Source organism: Streptomyces calvus (assembly GCF_006782915.1).
Taxonomy (GTDB): domain Bacteria; phylum Actinomycetota; class Actinomycetes; order Streptomycetales; family Streptomycetaceae; genus Streptomyces; species Streptomyces calvus.
Genome location: NZ_VCNP01000044.1, coordinates 103,217 through 122,398 on the forward strand (window position 1 = coordinate 103,217; position 19,182 = coordinate 122,398).

At 72.9% G+C, this 19,182-nt stretch carries 17 protein-coding genes and 1 tRNA gene; 10 read left to right on the forward strand and 8 right to left on the reverse strand.

From position 1 onward, the window contains the following. The first annotated feature begins 163 nt into the window (after positions 1 to 163). Together FGW31_RS21375 and FGW31_RS21380 are read left to right on the forward strand one after the other, a co-directional pair. Complete coding sequence (locus FGW31_RS21375; RefSeq protein WP_142195074.1) at positions 164 to 1,345, forward strand: SUKH-4 family immunity protein; 1,182 nt, start codon at positions 164 to 166, stop codon at positions 1,343 to 1,345. Between the two features lie 116 nt (positions 1,346 to 1,461). Further along, positions 1,462 to 1,869, forward strand: coding sequence for a hypothetical protein (locus FGW31_RS21380; RefSeq protein ID WP_142195075.1), 408 nt, complete (start codon positions 1,462 to 1,464; stop codon positions 1,867 to 1,869). 86 nt (positions 1,870 to 1,955) lie between these two features. On the opposite strand, the gene FGW31_RS21385 is transcribed toward FGW31_RS21380, so the two are convergent. After that, positions 1,956 to 2,031: transfer RNA gene (locus tag FGW31_RS21385), tRNA-Cys, on the reverse strand. A gap of 231 nt (positions 2,032 to 2,262) precedes the next feature. On the opposite strand from FGW31_RS21385, the gene FGW31_RS21390 reads away from it, so the two are divergent. From FGW31_RS21390 to FGW31_RS21405, 4 genes are all read left to right on the forward strand, one after another. Beyond that, positions 2,263 to 3,720 carry an MFS transporter gene (locus FGW31_RS21390; RefSeq protein WP_142195076.1) on the forward strand — a complete coding sequence of 486 codons (1,458 nt, stop codon included), beginning with the start codon at positions 2,263 to 2,265 and terminating at the stop codon, positions 3,718 to 3,720. A 181-nt stretch (positions 3,721 to 3,901) separates the two neighbouring features. Next, positions 3,902 to 5,695, forward strand: a complete 1,794-nt coding sequence (locus tag FGW31_RS21395) for a DEAD/DEAH box helicase (protein WP_142195077.1) — start codon at positions 3,902 to 3,904, stop codon at positions 5,693 to 5,695. 390 nt (positions 5,696 to 6,085) lie between these two features. Continuing rightward, a complete protein-coding gene (locus tag FGW31_RS21400; RefSeq protein ID WP_142195078.1) occupies positions 6,086 to 6,727 on the forward strand; it encodes an IclR family transcriptional regulator in 642 nt (213 codons plus the stop codon). Positions 6,728 to 6,824: 97 nt separating this feature from the next. Further along, positions 6,825 to 7,616 (forward strand): hypothetical protein, encoded by a 792-nt coding sequence (locus FGW31_RS21405; protein ID WP_142195079.1) that lies wholly within the window; start codon positions 6,825 to 6,827, stop codon positions 7,614 to 7,616. Between the two features lie 9 nt (positions 7,617 to 7,625). Here FGW31_RS21405 and FGW31_RS21410 read toward each other — a convergent pair whose 3' ends face one another. The 5 genes from FGW31_RS21410 to FGW31_RS21430 are packed head-to-tail and all read right to left on the reverse strand — an operon-like array spanning position 7,626 to position 11,938. Further along, positions 7,626 to 8,630 (reverse strand): glycine betaine ABC transporter substrate-binding protein, encoded by a 1,005-nt coding sequence (locus FGW31_RS21410; protein WP_142195080.1) that lies wholly within the window; start codon positions 8,628 to 8,630, stop codon positions 7,626 to 7,628. Then, positions 8,627 to 9,487: an ABC transporter permease gene (locus FGW31_RS21415; protein ID WP_142195081.1), complete on the reverse strand. Its 861-nt coding sequence runs from the start codon at positions 9,485 to 9,487 to the stop codon at positions 8,627 to 8,629. The genes FGW31_RS21410 and FGW31_RS21415 overlap by 4 nt, the downstream gene beginning before the upstream one ends. Beyond that, positions 9,484 to 10,797, reverse strand: coding sequence for an ABC transporter ATP-binding protein (locus FGW31_RS21420; RefSeq protein ID WP_142195082.1), 1,314 nt, complete (start codon positions 10,795 to 10,797; stop codon positions 9,484 to 9,486). The genes FGW31_RS21415 and FGW31_RS21420 overlap by 4 nt, the downstream gene beginning before the upstream one ends. Then, entirely contained in the window at positions 10,790 to 11,437 is a 648-nt protein-coding gene (locus FGW31_RS21425) for an ABC transporter permease (protein ID WP_142195083.1), read from the reverse strand. The genes FGW31_RS21420 and FGW31_RS21425 overlap by 8 nt, the downstream gene beginning before the upstream one ends. A gap of 30 nt (positions 11,438 to 11,467) precedes the next feature. After that, complete coding sequence (locus FGW31_RS21430) at positions 11,468 to 11,938, reverse strand: Lrp/AsnC family transcriptional regulator (protein ID WP_006134418.1); 471 nt, start codon at positions 11,936 to 11,938, stop codon at positions 11,468 to 11,470. 122 nt (positions 11,939 to 12,060) lie between these two features. On the opposite strand from FGW31_RS21430, the gene hppD reads away from it, so the two are divergent. Further along, a complete protein-coding gene (gene hppD / locus FGW31_RS21435; protein ID WP_142195084.1) occupies positions 12,061 to 13,209 on the forward strand; it encodes a 4-hydroxyphenylpyruvate dioxygenase in 1,149 nt (382 codons plus the stop codon). Between the two features lie 167 nt (positions 13,210 to 13,376). Here the strand turns inward: hppD and FGW31_RS21440 are convergent, their stop codons facing one another. Beyond that, a complete protein-coding gene (locus FGW31_RS21440; protein ID WP_142195085.1) occupies positions 13,377 to 14,774 on the reverse strand; it encodes a tetratricopeptide repeat protein in 1,398 nt (465 codons plus the stop codon). A 103-nt stretch (positions 14,775 to 14,877) separates the two neighbouring features. Between FGW31_RS21440 and FGW31_RS21445 the strand changes: the two genes are divergently transcribed. The 3 genes from FGW31_RS21445 (at position 14,878) to FGW31_RS21455 (ending at position 18,697) form a co-directional block, all read left to right on the forward strand. Beyond that, positions 14,878 to 16,293 (forward strand): FAD-binding oxidoreductase, encoded by a 1,416-nt coding sequence (locus FGW31_RS21445; protein ID WP_142195086.1) that lies wholly within the window; start codon positions 14,878 to 14,880, stop codon positions 16,291 to 16,293. 115 nt (positions 16,294 to 16,408) lie between these two features. After that, positions 16,409 to 17,902 carry an RDD family protein gene (locus FGW31_RS21450; protein WP_142195087.1) on the forward strand — a complete coding sequence of 498 codons (1,494 nt, stop codon included), beginning with the start codon at positions 16,409 to 16,411 and terminating at the stop codon, positions 17,900 to 17,902. 96 nt (positions 17,903 to 17,998) lie between these two features. Beyond that, a complete protein-coding gene (locus tag FGW31_RS21455; RefSeq protein ID WP_142195088.1) occupies positions 17,999 to 18,697 on the forward strand; it encodes an RDD family protein in 699 nt (232 codons plus the stop codon). A gap of 144 nt (positions 18,698 to 18,841) precedes the next feature. Here the strand turns inward: FGW31_RS21455 and FGW31_RS21460 are convergent, their stop codons facing one another. Beyond that, positions 18,842 to 19,129, reverse strand: a complete 288-nt coding sequence (locus FGW31_RS21460; RefSeq protein WP_373303410.1) for a hypothetical protein — start codon at positions 19,127 to 19,129, stop codon at positions 18,842 to 18,844. Between the last annotated feature and the right edge of the window lie 53 nt (positions 19,130 to 19,182).

A 19,182-nucleotide genomic window follows, 5' to 3' on the forward strand; every position in this document is an offset into this window, starting at 1 on the left:
CGGCCTCGTCCGTCGCCGCCCGCGGTCCGGGGGCGTTGTCAGTGGTGGCGCGTAATGTTCTGAGCGGTGGGGGACGGCTGCCGGGCCCGGAGGGCACGGACCGTCCTGCCCGGGGCGGGACGTTCGCGGGCCCGGGACGAAGCACACGTATCGCGGGGGAATCATGAGCAGCACCGACACCGTTGCCACAAGGGTGATCACTCTCACCGACGCCGACCTCGGTCCCTGCATCACGCACGCGTCCACGCGCCGCTGGCTCACCGGACCCGGAGTGCCCTCGGACAGCGGCCTGTTCGGCTTCACCGAGCTGTTCCGGCCCGGCGGCCCGCGCACGGTGGCCACCGCGGCGGGCGACCACGGCGACCTCCTCTCCGCCGAGTTGCGGGACCAGCTGGTCATCGGCGGACTGCTCGGCCCCGCCGGCCTGGACACGGAGTCGGTGCTGCTCGACGGGGCGACCGGCGAGGTCTCGACGGCGTACTTCCTCCCCGGCCGGCCCGACCTGATGGACCGCCGGCCGCTCGCCCCGTCCCTGCCGACCCTGGTGCGGTTCGCCGCGGCGACGGACGAACTGGCGGGTTTGCGCGGCCAGTTCGCCGAGTACGCGGGCCGCTGGGGCACCAAGGCGGTCGCGGCGGCCTCCCGGCAGCTGCTGACGTTGTTCGAGGACGGCGCGGACGGCGAACCGGCGCCGTTCTGGAAGATGGCCGCACTGATCCGCCCGCTCGCCCTGGTGGCCGGCCCCGGCACGGCCTCCGGCCTCGCCCTGGACCTGCCCCCGCGGCTGCTGGACGGCGAGTTCGGCCGGCGCGGCGTGGTCCGCTTCGAGGAGGTCGACTTCCCGGCGACCCTCACGCACGAGCCGACCCGCCGCTTCCTGCGCGAGACGGGCCTGCCCGAGGACGGCTTCCTCTTCCAGCTGGACACCGACCTGCCGCTGCGCACCCTCGCGGAGTACTGCGCCGACGAGGACTGCGGCACGCCCCCTCCCGCCCGTCTCCCCGCCCGCGCCGAGCACCTGGTGCGCCTCGGATCGCTGGTCGAGGACACCGCCCTGGTCGTCGACGGCACCACGGGCGCGGTCCTCAGCTGGAGCGAGACGGACGGCGCCCTCCACCCGCTGAACACGGACGTCTCCACGCTCGCCTTCACCCTCTGGCTGCTGCACCGCGAGCACACCATCGACGAGGAGTCGGGCCACGCGCTGACCTCCGACACCTACGACCAGCTCGCCCTGACGATGATCCAGGTCCTCGCCTCCATCGACCCGACGGGCACCACCGCCGACGCCGACTGGCACTACTGGACGGAACTCTTCCAGGACGAGGCGGGCGGAGTGCTCTGACGGCACGGTCGGGCAGGCGCCGGTGTGCCGCGTCGCGGCCCGCTCTCGTGGCACCCCTCACCGGGGACGAATAGGCTGGTCGCAGGGGTCGACACGGTCGATCCGAGGAGCCTGCCATGACAAGGAACAGAACAGGCGCCTGGCGCGCGACGGGACTCGTCACCGCACTCGCCACGGCAGCCGCGATCGCTTCCGTCGCCCCGGCTCAGGCACACACCACCGCTCAGCTCTCCGCGTGGGTCAGCGACGGCTGGGGCGGCGGAACCGTCACCAGCCAACCCGCCGGGATCAACTGCCACCAGTCGGCGTGGGACCCGTACGGAACCGGGGACCCGCAGCCGGCGCCCACCGGCACCTGCACCGCGAGCTTCGAGGTCGGAACGACGGTCACCTTCACCGCCACACCGGACTCCGGGTCCTACCTCAACGACGGCCCGACGCCGAACCCGGTGACCGTCCGCTCCGGTTACAACTTCACCTGGGTGATGTTCTGCCCGGCCGACGGCCTCTGCTCCGCGGGCTAGCGATCCGCCGTCCCCCGGCCGCGTGCGACCGCTGAGACGCGGCGCCCCGCAGGCGCGCCGCCCTTGGTTCCGCGGCATCAGGACACTGGAGGCCGTGACGGGATTCGAACCCGCGTACCTCGCTGTGCAGGCGAGTCCCTGGGACCACTCGGGCACACGGCCGTGCCGGGACGAAGTGCCGTGCGGTGCCTCGCCGTTCCGGACCGGTGCACGGACCGTACGCCGTCGGAGGGACGGCACTCAAGCGCATTACCGGTGCCGCACCCACACGACCGACGTACGCCGTGCACCGACCGAGGGCGGCGGCCTGTCCCGGTCCTACGACCAAGGTCCCGGCCGCGGCCCACCCCCCGACAGGGGTCAAACCGTGCCGTGGCCCTTACGCTGACCGGCATGACCACCCCGCATCCGCGCGACACCGGTGTCGCCGAGACCGCCGACGTCCCCGCCGCCCCGCCCCCCGGCCCCGACGCCACGACCGTGCTGAGCCGCCCCTACCGGGCGCTGAGCATCGGCGTCGTCTCCGTGGTGCTGCTGATCGCCTTCGAGGCGACCGCGGTCGGGACGGCGATGCCGGTGGCCGCGCGGGAGCTGGACGGGGTGTCGCTGTACGCGTTCGCGTTCTCCGGATACTTCACGACCAGCCTGTTCGGCATGGTGCTGTCCGGCCAGTGGGCCGACCGGCGCGGCCCGCTCGGGCCGCTGACCTGGGGCATCGCCTCCTTCGCCGCGGGGCTGCTGCTCGCCGGGACGGCCGGCGCGATGTGGCTGTTCATCCTGGGCCGGGCGGTGCAGGGACTCGGCGGCGGCCTGGTGATCGTCGCGCTCTACGTCATCGTCGGCCGCGCCTACCCGGAGCGGCTGCGTCCGGCGATCATGGCGGCGTTCGCGGCGAGCTGGGTGATCCCGTCGGTCGTCGGCCCGCTCGCCTCCGGCGCGGTGACCGAACACCTCGGCTGGCGCTGGGTGTTCCTCGGCATACCGGCGCTGGTGGTGCTGCCGCTGGCGCTCGCCCTGCCGCAGATACGGCGGCTGGCGTCCGGCCCGGTCGGCGGCGCGCCGGACTCCTCCGACGGCCGTCGCATCCGCCTCGCCCTGGCGATCTCCGCCGGTGCGGCGCTGGTCCAGTACGCGGCGCAGGACCTGCGCTGGATGTCCCTGCTGCCCGGCGCACTCGGTCTGGCGCTGCTCGTCCCGGCGGTGCTGGGCCTGCTCCCGCGCGGCACCTACCGGGCGGCCCGTGGACTGCCCTCGGTGGTCCTGCTGCGCGGCGTCGCCGCCGGGTCGTTCATCGCGGCGGAGTCCTTCGTGCCGCTGATGCTGGTCACCCAGCGGGGACTCAGCCCGACCCTCGCCGGTTTCTCGCTCGCGGCCGGCGGCGGGACCTGGGCGCTGGGCTCCTGGATGCAGTCGCGGCCCCGCCTGGAGGCGTACCGGGAGCGGCTGATGACCCTCGGGATGGTGCTGGTGGCGGCGGCCATCGCGGCGGCCCCGAGCGTGCTGATCGACGCGGTGCCCGCCTGGACGGTGGCGGTCGCCTGGGGCTTCGGCTGCTTCGGCATGGGCCTGGTGATCTCCTCGACCAGCGTGCTGCTCCTCCAGCTCTCCGCCCCGGAGGAGGCCGGCACCAACTCCGCCGCCCTGCAGATCTCCGACGGCCTGTCCAACGTGGTCCTGCTCGCGGCCGGCGGCGCCGCCTTCGCGGCCCTCGGCGGCGGCGCGGTGAGCCACACCGCCAGCGCGGCCACCGGCTCCCACCCGGCCGCCTTCGCGGTGGTCTTCCTGCCGATGGCGGCGGTGGCCCTGGCAGGCGCGTGGGTGGCCACACGGGTGCGGCCGGCATCCGTATGACACCGCAGGGTGCCGCGTGACACCGCAGGGTGCCGCGCGGCTGCCGCGCTCGCGCGTCGACTGTGACCTCGGTCCCACCCTCGGGTGGTGGGGCCGTGTAGCGGCATCGGCACCACCGGCCCGTCGGTAGGGTGGCCCGGTTGTCGTACGTAGCCGAGCCGCTCGACCCCCAACGGAGACCGTGACTACCACCGCCAGCTCCGCCTCGCACCACCTGTCCCCGGCCTTTCCCGGACGTGCCCCCTGGGGCACCGCCGGAAAGCTGCGCGCCTGGCAGCAGGGCGCGATGGAGAAGTACATCCAGGCACAGCCCCGCGACTTCCTGGCGGTCGCCACGCCCGGCGCCGGTAAGACGACGTTCGCGCTGACGCTGGCGTCCTGGCTGCTGCACCACCACGTCGTGCAGCAGGTCACCGTGGTCGCGCCGACCGAGCACCTGAAGAAGCAGTGGGCGGAGGCCGCCGCCCGCATAGGCATCAAGCTCGACCCCGAGTACAGCGCCGGCCCGCTCGGCAAGGAGTACGACGGCGTCGCCGTGACGTACGCAGGTGTCGGCGTGCGCCCCATGCTGCACCGCAACCGGGTCGAGCAGCGCAAGACCCTCGTCATCCTCGACGAGATCCACCACGCCGGTGACAGCAAGTCCTGGGGCGAGGCCTGCCTGGAGGCGTTCGAGCCGGCCACCCGCAGACTGGCGCTGACCGGTACGCCGTTCCGGTCCGACACCAACCCCATCCCGTTCGTGACGTACGAGGAGGGCGACGACGGGATCCGGCGGTCGTCCGCCGACTACACGTACGGCTACGGCTCCGCCCTCGCCGACGGCGTCGTCCGCCCTGTGATCTTCCTCTCCTACAGCGGCAACATGCGCTGGCGCACCAAGGCAGGCGACGAGATCGAGGCCCGCCTCGGCGAGCCCATGACCAAGGACGCGATCAGCCAGGCCTGGCGCACCGCGCTCGACCCGCGCGGCGAGTGGATGCCCGCCGTGCTGCGCGCCGCCGACCAGCGGCTCACCGAGGTCAGGAAGGCCATCCCGGACGCCGGCGCCCTCGTCATCGCCTCCGACCAGGACTCCGCCCGCGCCTACGCCAAACTCATCCGGGACATCACCGGCCACAAGGCCACCCTGGTGCTGTCCGACGACACCGGCGCGTCGAAACGGATCGACGACTTCAGCGGCAGCGACGACCGCTGGATGGTCGCCGTGCGCATGGTGTCCGAGGGCGTCGACGTGCCGCGCCTCGCGGTCGGCGTGTACGCCACCACCATCTCCACACCGCTGTTCTTTGCCCAGGCCGTCGGCCGTTTCGTACGGTCCCGGCGGCGCGGCGAGACCGCGTCGGTGTTCCTGCCGACCGTCCCCGACCTGCTCGGCTTCGCCAACGAGATGGAGCGCGAGCGCGACCACGTCCTCGACAAGCCGAAGAAGGACGGCGAGGAGGACCCGTACGCCGAGTCCGAGAAGGAGATGGAGGAGGCGAACCGGGAGCAGGACGAGGACACCGGCGAGCAGGACATGCTGCCCTTCGAGGCGCTCGAGTCCGACGCCGTCTTCGACCGGGTGATGTACAACGGCGCCGAGTTCGGCATGCAGGCCCACCCGGGCAGCGAGGAGGAGCAGGACTACCTCGGCATCCCGGGCCTGCTGGAGCCCGACCAGGTGCAGTTGCTGCTGCAGAAGCGGCAGGCCCGGCAGATCGCGCACAGCCGCAAGAAGCCCGACACCGAGGCCGACCTCCTCGAACTGCCCGCCGAGCGGCGGCCCGTGGTCTCCCACAAGGAGATGATGGAGCTGCGCAAGAAGCTCAACACGCTCGTCGGCGCGTACGTCCACCAGAGCGGCAAGCCGCACGGAGTGATCCACACCGAGCTGCGCCGGGTCTGCGGCGGCCCGCCCTCGGCCGAGGCGACGGCGGGACAGCTGCGCCAGCGGATCGCCAAGGTGCAGGAGTGGGCGACGCGCATGCGCTGAGGCCGGCGCGGCGGGCCGCCGCGCCGGTGAGCGCCGCACCGTACGGGTCCGGGTGCCCGGTGTCCCGTGCCCGTTTGGGGCCCGTGGGTCCTCCGTGCCGCTCGATGCCGCGCGGGGTCGGTGTACGTACCGGGACATAAGGAACCACTTTGGCGTGATGGTGCCCGGATTCTGGACGGAGCCTTCCGCTGACCGAACCGGCTCGCTACTGTCCCGCTACGCACACGCCCCGTGGCAGCGCCGCCGCGGAGCGCAGCCGTGAAGCGACTGTGCCCGGGACACCGCCGGGCCGCCGGCCGATCGGCGGCCCTCTGAAGCGCGTGACCGACGGGACTCGGTGACGCATCCGCCGCGAGGGGCCGCCGACCTCACCACTAAGGAGTGGGCGTCGTGACCGCGGAGACCTCTCAGACGCTCGACAGGGGACTGCGGGTCCTCAAGCTGCTGGCCGACACCGACCATGGGCTGACCGTCACCGAGCTTTCCCACAAACTGGGCGTGAACCGGACCGTCGTATACCGGTTGCTCGCCACGCTGGAGCAGCACGCGCTGGTACGCCGCGACCTCGGCGGACGGGCCCGCGTCGGGCTCGGCGTGCTGCGGCTGGGCCGGCAGGTGCACCCGCTGGTGCGCGAGGCGGCCATGCCGGCGCTGCGGTCGCTGGCGGAGGACATCGGGGCCACCGCGCACCTGACGCTGGTCGACGGCGCGGAGGCGCTGGCGGTGGCCGTGGTGGAGCCGTCGTGGACGGACTACCACGTGGCCTACCGGGCAGGTTTCCGGCATCCACTGGACCGCGGGGCCGCGGGCAAGGCGATCCTCGCCGCCCGGCAGCAGCGGGCGGACGACCCCGGCTACACGCTGACGCACGGGGAGTTGGAGGCCGGGGCGTGCGGTGCGGCGGCGCCGCTGCTGGGCGTGACGGGCGTCGAGGGCAGCGTGGGTGTCGTCATGCTGTCGGACGTCGTCCCGGAGCGCGTCGGTACGCGGGTGATGGACGCGGCGCGGGAGGTCGCGGAGGCGCTGCGCTGACCGCGCCCCGCCGTGCCTCCGTGTCCCGGACGCCGCGGAGGTGGCCCCGGGGACGGCGGCCCGACCGCGCCGGCGCGGGTCACGTTAGATTGACCCCGTGCTCTCTCGCCTCACACGTTCCCGGACCCTGGCCGTCTGCGCCGCTCCCGTCGTCGCCCTGCTGGCCGTGGCCGCCTTCGCGCCGCTGCCGTTCTCCGTGGCGCAGCCCGGGACGACGGTCGACGTGCTCGGCAAGGACAAGGGCGCGCAGGTGATCACGATCTCCGGGGCACCGGTGCGGAGGACCGAGGGACAGCTGCGGATGACGACCATCGTGGCGACCTCCCCGGACACCCGCGTCGACCTCCCGGACGTGATCGACGGCTGGTTCCGCACCGACCGGGCGGTCATGCCCCGCGACTCGGTCTACCCCAGCGGCGACAGCGTCCGGGAGATCCAGCAGCACAACCGCGAGCAGATGAAGCAGTCCCAGGACGAGGCGACCCGGGCCGCGCTGACCTACCTGAACCGCGAGGACGAGGACATCGAGATCGCGCTGAAACTCGCCGACGTCGGCGGCCCCAGCGCCGGACTGCTGTTCTCCCTCGGCATCGTCGACAAGCTGGACGGCGACGGCGACGGCGGCGACCTCACCGGCGGCCGGGTCGTCGCCGGCACCGGCACCATCGAGGCGGACGGCACCGTCGGCCCGGTCGGCGGCGTCCCGCTGAAGACGCAGGCGGCCGGACGGGACGGCGCCACCGTCTTCCTGGTGCCCGAGGCCGAGTGCGCCGAAGCGCAGGCCGAACGGCCCGAGGGCCTGCGGCTGATCCCGGTCACCACGCTGAAGGGCGCCGTCGACGCGCTGGTCGCGCTGGAGAAGGGCACCGGCAAGGTCCCCAGCTGCTGACGGCGGCCCCTACTTCTCCTTGACGAACCCTTCCCGCACCATCCAGTCCAGCGCCACCTCGTGCGGATCCTCCCCGTCGACGTCCACCTTGGCGTTGAGGGTCTGCGCCACGTCGTTGTCGAGTCTCGCCGTGACCGGGCGGAGGACGTCGGCGATGGCCGGCCACTTCTCGAAGGTGTCGGCGTTGACCGTCGGCGCCGCGTTGTAGTTGGGGAAGAACTTCTTGTCGTCCTCCAACACCACCAGGTTCATGGACTTGATGCGCCCGTCGGTGGTGAAGACCTCGCCGAAGGTGCAGGCGCCCTTCGCGGTCTGCGTGTAGATGATCCCGGTGTCCATCTGCGTGACGTTGCCCGCCGGCAATTCCATGCCGTACGCCTTCTCCATGCCCGGCAGTCCGTCCGCGCGGTTGGCGAACTCGCCCTCCACGCACAGCGTCACCGCGCCCGGGTCGGACTTCGCCAGCGCGGCCACGTCGGAGAGCGTGCGCGTGCGGTACTTCTCGTAGTTCGCCTGGTTCATGGCGAGGGCGTAGGTGTTGTTCAGGGCCGACGGTTCCAGCCAGACCACGCCGTTCTTGGCGTCCGCGTCGCGCACCGCCTCCCACTGCTCACGCGGATCGGGGATCGGCCTGCTGTTGCCCTGGTACGTGATCCACGCCGTGCCCGTGTACTCGTACCCGGCGTCCGCCTCGCCCTTGACGACCGCCTCCCGGGAGCCGACGGAGCCCTGGATGCCGGTCCGGTCGACGACCTCGGCGCCGGCCGCCTGGAAGGCGATGCCCATGATCGCGCCGAGGATCAGCTGCTCGGTGAACTCCTTGGACGTCACGGTGAGGTGGGCGCCCTCCAGTGGCCGGCCCCGGCCGACCGAGCCCGGCTCCACGTCGTCCACCATGGGTGAACCACTGGTCAGTCCGCAGCCCGCGGCGGCCGTCAGCAGCGCCGCTGCCGGCAGCGCGCACACGCGCCGTGCCAGCCGTGCCGGCCGTTCCGGTCGTGTCAGTCGTGTCATGGCCCCGCCTCCAGCCCTCGCGGCCGCAGCAGCAGTTCCGCCAGCGAGGCCAGCCAGTCCACCAGCAGCGCCAGGGCGACGGTGAGGATCGAGCCGACCATCAGCACCGGCATCCGCTGGCTGGTGATCCCGGTGGTGATCAGCACGCCCAGTCCGCCGCCCCCGCCGAAGGTCGCCAGGGTCGCCGTGCCGACGTTCAGGACGAGTGCCGTGCGCACACCGGCGAGGATCAGCGGGACGGCCAGCGGCAGTTCCACCCGCATCAGCACGCCCAGCGGGGACATGCCGATGCCGCGCGCCGCCTCCAGCAGCGTCGGGTCGTTGGCCTTCAGACCGGCGATGGTGTTGGCCAGCACCGGCAGGACGGCGTAGGCGATGATGCCGATCAGGGCGGCCCTGCGGCCGATGCCGAGCCAGATGACCAGCAGCGCCAGCAGACCGATCGCCGGGGTGGCCTGGCCCATGTTGGCGAACGCCATCGCGGCCGGGCCGGCCCTGCGGAACATGCGGCGGGTCAGCAGGATGCCCAGCGGGATCGCGATGATCAGCACGAAGAACGTCGAGATCGCGGTGAGCTGGATGTGCTGCCACAGCGCCTTGGACACCTGCCCGTCCGACAGCGCGTTGCGGGTCAGCGCGTCGAGGTCGGCCTGCTCGAACCACAGCCACGTCGCGAGCAGTACGGCGATCAGCACCGCCGGCAGGAACGTCAACTTCTGCCAGGTCACCCGCGACGGTTTCGTCCGCGGCGGCGGGGGAGCGGCGTCCGGCTCGTCGGATCCGGCGCCCTCGTCCCGGAAGGCGAGCCCCTTCACCTCGTGCTCGCCCTCGGGCCGCCGCCCGGACGCGGCCCTCACGCCTTCGCCTCTCCGCCGAAGCCCTCCTGAGCCGCGTGCGTCTGCGCGGCCCGCTGCTCCTCCAGCTCGTGCTGCGCCTCCCTCGCTTCGAGCCGGTCGGCCTCCAGCAGTTCGTGCACGGAGTTCATCAGCGTCTCCACGTCCACGACACCCTCGTACGCGCCGCGCCGCCCGGTGACCGCGACCCGCCCGGTGTTGTCGGTGAGGACCGCCTCCAGCGCGTCCCGCAGCGTCGCGTCCCGGGTCACCGTGTCGTGCACCAGCGTGCCCGCGCGGGCCAGCGAGCCCTTGGCGCGCATCAGGTCGCCGCGCCGGAGCCACTTGTAGGGCCGGCCCTGCTTGTCCAGCAGCAGGATCTCGTTGGTGCCGCCCGCCCGGAGCCGGTTGAAGATGTGCTGGAGCGGGTCGTCGACGGTCACCGTCGGATAGTCGGTGATCTCCACGTCCCGCACCCGCGTCAGGTTGAGCCGCTTCAGCGCCGCCCCGGCGCCGACGAAGCCCGACACGAAGTCGTCGGCGGGGTTGGTGAGGATCGCCTCCGGGGTGTCGAACTGGGCGATGTGGGAGCGTTCGCGCAGCACCGCGATCCGGTCGCCGATCTTGATCGCCTCGTCGAAGTCGTGGGTGACGAAGACGATCGTCTTGTGCAGGTCGCGCTGGAGGCGGATCAGCTCGTCCTGGAGGTGGTCGCGGGTGATCGGGTCGACCGCGCCGAACGGCTCGTCCATCAGCAGCACCGGCGGATCCGCCGCGAGCGCCCGCGCCACGCCCACCCGCTGCTGCTGGCCGCCGGACAGCTGACGCGGATAGCGGCCGTGGAACTCGCCCGGGTCCAGGCCGACCAGGTCCAGCATCTCCTCCACCCGGGCCCGCACCCGGGCGGCCGGCCAGCGCAGCATCCTCGGCACCAGCGCGATGTTCTGCGCCACGGTCATGTGCGGGAACAGCCCGCTCGCCTGGATCGCGTAGCCGATCTTGCGGCGCAGCCGCACCGGGTCCATGTGGGTGACGTCCTCGCCGCCGATGCGGATGCGGCCGCCCGTCGGCTCGATCAGCCGGTTGATCATTTTCAGCGTGGTGGACTTGCCGCAGCCGGACGGGCCGACGAGGACCACCGTCTCGCCCGCCCTGATGTCCATGGTGACGTTGTCCACGGCCGGCAGCGCGCTGCCCGGATAGCGCTTGGTCAGGCCCTCCAGCTCGATGGTCGCGCCGACCGACCGGGACGCCGGCGCGGTGGTCCCGGTCGCGGCGGACGCCTCGGTGGCGCCGAAGGCGCCGGGGCCGGGTGTCGCGGGTGTCTCAGCCACGGATCCCCCTGGGAATGGTCAGCCGCCCGATCAGCACGTACGCGGCGTCGAACAACAGGGCCAGGACGATGATCCCGAGCGTGCCCGCGAGCACCTGGTTGAGCGCGTTCTTGCTGCCCAGCGAGGCGATCCCGCGGAAGATCAGGTTGCCCAGGCCAGGCCCGGAGGCGTAGGCGGCGATGGCGGCGATGCCCATCAGCATCTGCGTGGAGACCCGGATGCCGGTCAGGATCGGCGGCCAGGCCAGCGGCAGCTCGACCCGCGCCAGCCGGGTCACGCGCGACATCCCGATCCCCTTGGCCGCGTCCACCAGCGACGGATCGACCCCGCGCAGCCCCACGATCGAGTTCCGCACGATCGGCAGCAGCCCGTACAGGGTCAGCGCGATCACCGTCGGCGGCACCCCGAGGCCCACGACCGGGATCAGCAGACCGATCATGGCCAGCGCGGGAATGGTCAGCAGGGTCGCGGTGGCGGTCGTGGCGAGGTTGCCCGCCCACTCGCTGCGGTAGGTGGCGACCCCGATCAGCACGCCGAGCACGGTCGCCACCACCATGCACTGGAAGACGGCGCTGGCGTGCTGGAACGCGTCGGCGAGCAGCTGCTGATGGCGGTTGCCCAGGTACTCCCAGAAGTTCACATCGGCTCACCCCAGCTCGGCCAGGTCGCATCACTCGCCGAGCGCTGCCTGCTCCACCAGCGGGATGATCCGCAGCGGAACGGGATTCTCCATGACGATCGCCGTGGAGGCCCGGACGATGCCATCAAAACCGACGACGCGGTCGATCACCCGCTGGAGATCGGCGTTGGAACGCGCCACCAGCCGGCACAGCATGTCCCCGGTGCCGGTCGTGGTGTGCAGCTCCAGCACCTCCGGCACGGTCGCCAAGTGGGCCCGTACGTCGGCTCCTTGACCCTGCCGGATCTGCAGCGTGGCGAAGGCCGTGACGGGGTAGCCGAGGGCCGCGGGATCCACCTGGGGACCGAATCCGCGGATGACTCCGTTCGACTGAAGCCGGTCGAGGCGGGCCTGCACGGTGCCGCGCGCCACGCCGAGCCGCCGGGACATCTCCAGCACGCCGATCCGTGGCTCCCGCGCCAGCAGCAGGATGATCCGCCCGTCCAGATGATCGATCGCCATGTCGGCCTCCCCTGTGGTCATCCTGTACAGAAAGCTCGCCGAAGCGGGCATCCGACTGAACACATTGCCCAGTGAACAGGCAAACTATTGCGCACCTTGCAGGGCTGCCCCACCCTGCACCTATGACGCAGACCACACACCACACTCCCGCATCGACCGCCCGGCAGGCCGACCCCTTCCCGGTCAAGGGAATGGACGCGGTCGTCTTCGCCGTGGGCAACGCCAAGCAGGCGGCGCACTACTACTCCACCGCCTTCGGCATGAAGCTGGTCGCCTACTCCGGACCGGAGAACGGCAGCCGCGAGACCGCGAGCTACGTCCTGGAGAACGGCTCCGCCCGCTTCGTCTTCACCTCGGTCATCAAGCCCGCCACCGAGTGGGGCACCTTCCTCACCGAGCACGTGGCCGCCCACGGCGACGGCGTCATCGACCTCGCCATCGAGGTGCCGGACGCGCGCGCCGCGTACGCCTACGCCATCGAGCACGGCGCCCGCTCCGTCGCCGAGCCGTACGAGCTGAAGGACGAGCACGGCACCGTCGTCCTCGCCGCGATCGCCACCTACGGCAAGACCCGCCACACCCTGGTCGAGCGCGGCGGCTACGACGGCCCCTACCTGCCCGGCTACGTCGCCGCCGACCCGATCGTGGAACCGCCGGCCCAGCGCACCTTCCAGGCCGTCGACCACTGCGTCGGCAACGTCGAACTCGGCCGGATGAACGAGTGGGTGGCGTTCTACAACAAGGTCATGGGCTTCACGAACATGAAGGAGTTCGTGGGCGACGACATCGCCACCGAGTACAGCGCGCTGATGTCGAAGGTGGTGGCCGACGGCACGCTGAAGGTGAAGTTTCCGATCAACGAGCCGGCCATCGCCAAGAAGAAGTCCCAGATCGACGAGTACCTGGAGTTCTACGGCGGCGCCGGCGTCCAGCACATCGCGCTGAACACCAACGACATCGTGCAGACCGTCCGCCAGATGCGCGCCTCGGGTGTGCAGTTCCTGGACACCCCGGACTCGTACTACGACACCCTCGGCGAGTGGGCCGGCGAGACGCGGGTGCCGGTCGAGACGCTGCGCGAGCTGAAGATCCTCGTCGACCGCGACGAGGACGGCTATCTGCTGCAGATCTTCACCAAGCCGGTCCAGGACCGTCCGACGGTGTTCTTCGAACTCATCGAGCGCCACGGCTCGATGGGCTTCGGCAAGGGCAACTTCAAGGCGCTCTTCGAGGCCATCGAACGCGAGCAGGCCAAGCGCGGCAACCTGTAGAGCCCCGTCCCGGACAGCCACGCCGCGTCCACCCGCGGTCGTCCGCCGCCACCGCGGGCAGTCGCGCCGCGGGACGGCACGGGTGGGCGCCGGCGGCACACGCTCCGGGTAGGCACCCCGCAGGCGCCGGCCGCGCACACCCGCCCGCGCCCCGCACCGGTGTTCCGTCAGGACGACTCGGGCCCCGCCTGGACGGACGGTTCCCCCAGGCGGGCCAGCGCCGCCTTCGCCTGCGGCACCCGCAGCGGCGAGAAGTACGGGTTGATCTGCACCGCCTCCCGCAGATGCCGCCGCGCCGCCCCGTACCGCCCCAGCTCCCGCTCGATCATCCCGCGGTGGAAGGCGTACAGCGCGCTGCGCACCCCGCCGCCCTGCACCCCCTCCGTCGCCCGCACCGCGAACGACAGCGCCTGCGACGACCGTCCCGCCCGGTGCAGCGCCCAGCCCAGCGCGTCCGCCACCGCCGTCGACGGCTGCCGCTTCCACTCCGCCCGCAGTCGCCGCACCGCCGCGGCCGGGTCCCCGTGGTCCGCCTCGAACCGGCCGAGGAACAGCTCCTCGTCGGCCCCGTGCGCGGCGGCCAGCCGCACCCGCTCCCGCAGCAGCGCGTACTGCACCTCCGCCGCCTGCCGCAGCCCCAGCGACTCGTACAGCTCGCCCAGCTCCAGCGCGTACTCGGGCCGGGGCTGCGCCGCCAGCGCCACCCGGTACGCGCTGAGCGCCTCCGTCATCCGGCCCAGCGCCGCCAGCGCCCGGCCCTGCCCGGCCTGCGCCGCCCGCTGGTCCGGGTCGGTGCGCACCGCCTCCTGGAAGTGCCGCAGCGCGTCCTCCCGGTCCCCGCGTTCCCAGGCGAGCTGCCCGGCCCGCTCCAGGTACGCCGCCCGCTCGGCGGGCTCGCCGGCCGCCGACGCCGCGTCGGCCAGCCGCGCCGCCGCGTCCTCCCGCCAGCCCCGCTCCCGGTACACGGCCGCCGCCCGCGCCATCACGGCCGGCCCGGAGCGCAGCCCGGTCAGCCGGTCCAGCAGCTTCTGCGTCTCCTCGTCGTCCCCGAGCCCCATGGACGCCTCGATCAGCGGCGGATACGTCGTCCACCGCTTCGGCTCCAGTTTCCGCGCCGCCTCGCCCCAGGTGCGCGCCTCGGCGTAGTCCCGGCGGGCGTTGGCCAGCGTCGCCAGCCCGCGCAGCGCGGGCGCGTTGTCCTTCGGCCGCACCTTCAGCGAGGTGCGCAGCGCCTTCTCCGCCCGCGACCAGCACGCCGGGTCCGCCAGCCGCAGCCCCTGCTCCACCCGGGCGGCGCCGAGCACCGCCCAGGCCCGGGCGTCCCTCGGGTGCTGCTTCAGGTGCCGCTCGCGCTCCTCGACCAGCGCCGCCAGGTCCGGCAGCGCGGCCGGCACGCCACTGGTGACCGCCGCCAGCGCCCGCTCCTGCGGAGACGGCGCCTCCGGCGTTCCGTGCCCCCACGGCAGCAGTACCAGCACCCCGCCGAGCACCGCGGACCCGCCGGCCGAGCCGAGCAGCACCCGGCGCCGCACCCGCCCGCGCGGCTCACAAGGCTTGTCGTCCATGGCGCACACTCTGCGCCACACCCCATGTTCATACGATGATCACACCCCGAGGTGACGCGGCTGCCTCCGTGGGGTTCACACCGATGGCCCCGGGTGTCACGCTGTGATCATGAGCCGTATCGAAGCGCGACGCGATGAAGACACGGTGGCGGCCGGACCTCTCGTCGACCGGCTGCTCGGCGGGCTGCCCGCCGAAGCGGTGCTCACCGACCCCGACGTCACCGCCTCCTACGCCAACGACATGGCGAGCTTCTGCCCGGCCGGCAGCCCCGCGGTGGTGGTCCTGCCGCGCACGGTCGAACAGGTCCAGCACGTCATGCGCACCGCCACCGAGCTTCGCGTGCCCGTCGTCCCGCAGGGCGCCCGCACCGGTCTGTCCGGCGCCGCCAACGCCAGCGACGGCTGCATCGTGCTCTCCCTGACCAAGATGGACCGCATCCTGGAGATCGACCCGGTCGACCAGATCGCCGTCGTCGAACCCGGCGTCGTCAACGCCACCCTCTCCCGCGCCGTCGGCGAACACGGCCTCGCCTACCCGCCGGACCCCTCCAGCTGGGAGATGTGCACCATCGGCGGCAACATCGGCACCGCCTCGGGCGGGCTGTGCTGCGTGAAGTACGGCGTGACGGCCGAGTACGTCCTCGGCCTGGACGTCGTCCTCGCCGACGGCCGGCTGATGTCCACCGGCCGCCGCACCGCCAAGGGCGTCGCCGGATACGACCTGACCCGGCTGTTCGTCGGCTCCGAGGGCTCCCTCGGCATCGTCGTCCGCGCCGTCCTCGCCCTGCGGCCCAAGCCGCCCGAGCAGCTCGTGCTGGCCGCCGAGTTCTCCTCCTCGGCCGCCGCCTGCGACGCCGTGTGCCGCATCATGGCCGGCGGCCACGTCCCCTCCCTGCTGGAACTCATGGACCGTACGACGGTCCGTGCGGTCAACGGCATGGCCCGCATGGGCCTGCCGGAGTCCACCGAGGCGCTGCTGCTCGCCGCCTTCGACACCACCGACCCGGCCGCCGACCTCGCCGCCGTCGGCGCCCTGTGCGAGGCCGCCGGCGCCACCCAGGTGGTGCCCGCCGAGGACGCCGCAGAGTCCGAACTGCTGCTCACGGCGCGGCGGATGTCCCTGGTCGCGCTCGAAGCGGTCAAGGGCACCACGATGATCGACGACGTGTGCGTGCCGCGCTCCCGGCTCGGCGAACTCATCGACGGCGTCGAGCGCATCTCGGAGAAGCACCGGCTCACCATCGGCGTCGTCGCGCACGCGGGCGACGGCAACACCCATCCGACGGTCTGCTTCGACGCGCAGGATCCCGAGGAGTCCCGGCGGGCCCGTGAGTCCTTCGACGAGATCATGGCGCTCGGCCTGCAGCTCGGCGGCACCATCACCGGCGAGCACGGTGTGGGTGTGCTGAAGAAGGAGTGGCTGGCGCGTGAACTCGGTCCCGTCAACCTGGAGATGCAGCGGGCCGTGAAACAGGTCTTCGACCCGCACGGCATCCTGAACCCGGGCAAGCTCTTCTGAACGAGAAGGTGCCCGAAAGGAGTGGGGTCCGGTCGGACGGACGGTCCGGGTCCCGCGCGTCTGATAGATGTGGATCCCCCCGACCCACCCATCGAGCAGATACGGGACGACGGACATGAGCGCCCCAACCCCGGCACCCGGCGACGACAGCCCTCGCGAAGGGTATTACCCGGACCCGTCCATTCCTGGATATGTCCGGTACTGGAACGGTTCTTCCTGGGTACCGGGCACGAGCCGTCCGGCGCCCAAGGACGGCGAGCCGCTCGCCCCGCCGCCCGGGGTGCGTCCCGCGCAGCCCTCCGTGGAGGAGACCGGCCCGCACTTCTTCGACGAGGACCCGCAGGACGAGCCGTCCCCGGCCACCGCTCCTCCGGCGAACCCGGCCGCCACTCCTGCGTCGTCCCCCGCCTCCGGGCCCGCCCCGTCCCCGGCGTCCGCCGCCGCCCCGCCCGCGGCATCCGCTCCGGCCGCGTCCGCCGCCCCGGCCGAGGCGCAGCACGGCAGCCGGCCCGAACCGGCCTCGGCCTGGGGCGCCGACCGCTCCCGCCAGTCCGGCTTCGGCGGTGAGCAGGACCGCAAGGTGTCCTGGGGCGCCGACCCGCGGGTGCCGCACGCGTCCCCGCCGGAGGCCGCCTCCCAGGGCGCCCAGGACGCCGACGCGGGCAACACCGTCATGTTCCGCAGGCCGACGGCCACGCCCCGGCCGGCGGCCGACCCCGCCACCGCGGCCCCCGCGGACGAGGGCACCATGACCTTCCGCGCGGTGAAGCGGGACGCGCCGCAGGGCGCCGGGCCGCAGGGGCCCCAGCAGGGGCCCGTGGGGCAGCAGGCTCCCGCTTCCTCAGGACCCGGGTTCGGGGCGGGGAAGGCCGCCGCCGACCGCGCGGCCGCCGCGGCCACGGCACCGTCCGGCCCGCAGCAGGTCACCGCCCCGCCCGTGCCCCCGCAAGCTGCCGCGCCCGCCGCACCCCCGGCCCCCGCCGCGCCGCTGACCACCGGTCCCGGCGGCGGCCAGGCGTCCTGGGCGCAGCAGGTGCACCGGCTCGCCGACGGCGGTGAGCCGCCGGTCGCGCCGTGGAAGCCGCCGGTCGAGGACCCCTTCCAGGCGGCCGCCCGGCGACAGGCGGCCGCCCGTCCCGCCGCGCTCGGACGGCGGCTGGCCGCCCGGCTGCTGGACACGCTCGTCGTGGCCGCTGTCACCGCGGTGGCCGGTGTGCCGCTCGGCATCCAGGCCGTCGACCACATCCAGGCGAAGATCGACGCCGCCAAGCTGTCCGGCGAGACCGTCACGGTCTGGCTGCTCGACGGCACGACGGCGGTCCACCTCGGCATCACCCTGGCCGTGCTGCTCCTCGCCGGTGTCCTCTACGAGGTGCTGCCCACCGTCAAGTGGGGCCGCACCCTGGGCAAGAAGCTGCTGGGGCTGGAGGTGCGGGACATCGAGGGCCATGAGGCACCGGAGTTCGGCGCGGCCCTGCGCCGGTGGCTCGTCTACTGCATCCCCGGGCTGCTCGTCGTCGGTGTGGTCGGCGTGCTGTGGTGCCTGTTCGACAAGCCCTGGCGGCAGTGCTGGCACGACAAGGCCGCGCACACCTTCGTCGCCGGCTGACCCGGAGCGGCCGCGGCCGTACCGGCTGCGGCCACCGGTACTCCGGACGGCGGCCCGCCGGATGCGGGGCCGGGGGGTTCGCGGTCGACTCGGGCCATGAGCACCGAACCGCCCTCCGGCTCCGGTCAGCAGTCGCCGGACGACGACCCGTTCAAGAAACAGCCACCGCCGGGCGGCCCCGGAGCACCGGGGCCGGGCTCCCCGTACGACAACCCGTACGCGGCCGGCGGCGGCCCCTACGGGCCCGGCGGCGGTCCCGGGGGCGGCGGCCCCTACGGGGCGGGCGGCGGTCCTCAAGGCGGCGGCCCCTACGGCGGTCATCCCGGTGCCGCCGACCCCCTGGCCGGTATGCCCCCGCTCGCCGACAGCGGCCGGCGCACGCTCGCCCGCCTCATCGACATGCTCCTCGTCGGTGTCGTCGTCTGGCTGCTCACCTGGCCGTTCGGCGTCAGCGAGTACAACGTCGACGGCGACGAGATCAACGTCGGCAACTCCTTCGGCCAGTCCGTCGTCGCCGCCGTCCTCTACCTGGCGTACGACACCTTCATGACCGCCCGCACCGGTCAGACCCTGGGCAAGAAGTGGCTGGGCATGAGGGTGGCCGACCTGAACGACGGCTCGACGCCCTCGGTGCAGACCGCGCTGATCCGGGCCGCCGTGCTGTGGCTGCCGTTCGCGTTCTGCTGCGCCTGTGTGTGGACGGCGATCTCGGGCGGCTGGAGCTTCTTCGACCGGCCCTACAAGCAGGGCCTGCACGACAAGGCGGCCAAGACCGTGGTGGTCAGCACGCGTTGACGCACGGCCGAATCGACGACCGGAGGCACGGCCGAATCGACGACCGGAGGCACGGCCGAATCGACGACCGGAGGGATGGCCGAGTCGACGGCCGGAGGCACGGCCGAGTCGACGGCCGAGTCGACGGCCGGTGGGTCCGGGCGGTCAGGACGCCGCCCGCTCCCGGACCGGCTCGCGGGGCGGGGCGGGGACGGTGGCCCGCACCGACTCCGTTTCCGGTGCCGCGGGCCGCTCCTCCGCGACGGGCCGCCGGGGCCCGGCCGACGGAACGGTCAGGGCCACCAGGAGTCCGAGGACGAGCGCAATGACGGCGACGACCGCGATCCCCACGCCCGAACTCGTCCCGGACAGCAGGAGCATGGCGAGTGTCGACAAGATCACGGTGCACGAACCGTAAGCGAGCTGAGCGACAGTCGGACGGGGCATGGCCATCGTGTCCTCGGGAGTCGGGGGCTGTCGGCCTGGCTTTCCACCGGTTCAAGGGC

Bases quoted from the DNA above. Each gene is read 5' to 3' on its own strand.
- FGW31_RS21430 (WP_006134418.1), bottom strand. From the start codon at position 11,938: ATGGCGATCGATCATCTGGACGGGCGGATCATCCTGCTGCTGGCGCGG.
- FGW31_RS21455 (WP_142195088.1), top strand. From the start codon at position 17,999: ATGAGCACCGAACCGCCCTCCGGCTCCGGTCAGCAGTCGCCGGACGAC.
- FGW31_RS21390 (WP_142195076.1), top strand. From the start codon at position 2,263: ATGACCACCCCGCATCCGCGCGACACCGGTGTCGCCGAGACCGCCGAC.
- FGW31_RS21440 (WP_142195085.1), bottom strand. From the start codon at position 14,774: ATGGACGACAAGCCTTGTGAGCCGCGCGGGCGGGTGCGGCGCCGGGTG.
- FGW31_RS21380 (WP_142195075.1), top strand. From the start codon at position 1,462: ATGACAAGGAACAGAACAGGCGCCTGGCGCGCGACGGGACTCGTCACC.
- FGW31_RS21450 (WP_142195087.1), top strand. From the start codon at position 16,409: ATGAGCGCCCCAACCCCGGCACCCGGCGACGACAGCCCTCGCGAAGGG.
- FGW31_RS21410 (WP_142195080.1), bottom strand. From the start codon at position 8,630: ATGACACGACTGACACGACCGGAACGGCCGGCACGGCTGGCACGGCGC.
- hppD (WP_142195084.1), top strand. From the start codon at position 12,061: ATGACGCAGACCACACACCACACTCCCGCATCGACCGCCCGGCAGGCC.
- FGW31_RS21375 (WP_142195074.1), top strand. From the start codon at position 164: ATGAGCAGCACCGACACCGTTGCCACAAGGGTGATCACTCTCACCGAC.
- FGW31_RS21460 (WP_373303410.1), bottom strand. From the start codon at position 19,129: ATGGCCATGCCCCGTCCGACTGTCGCTCAGCTCGCTTACGGTTCGTGC.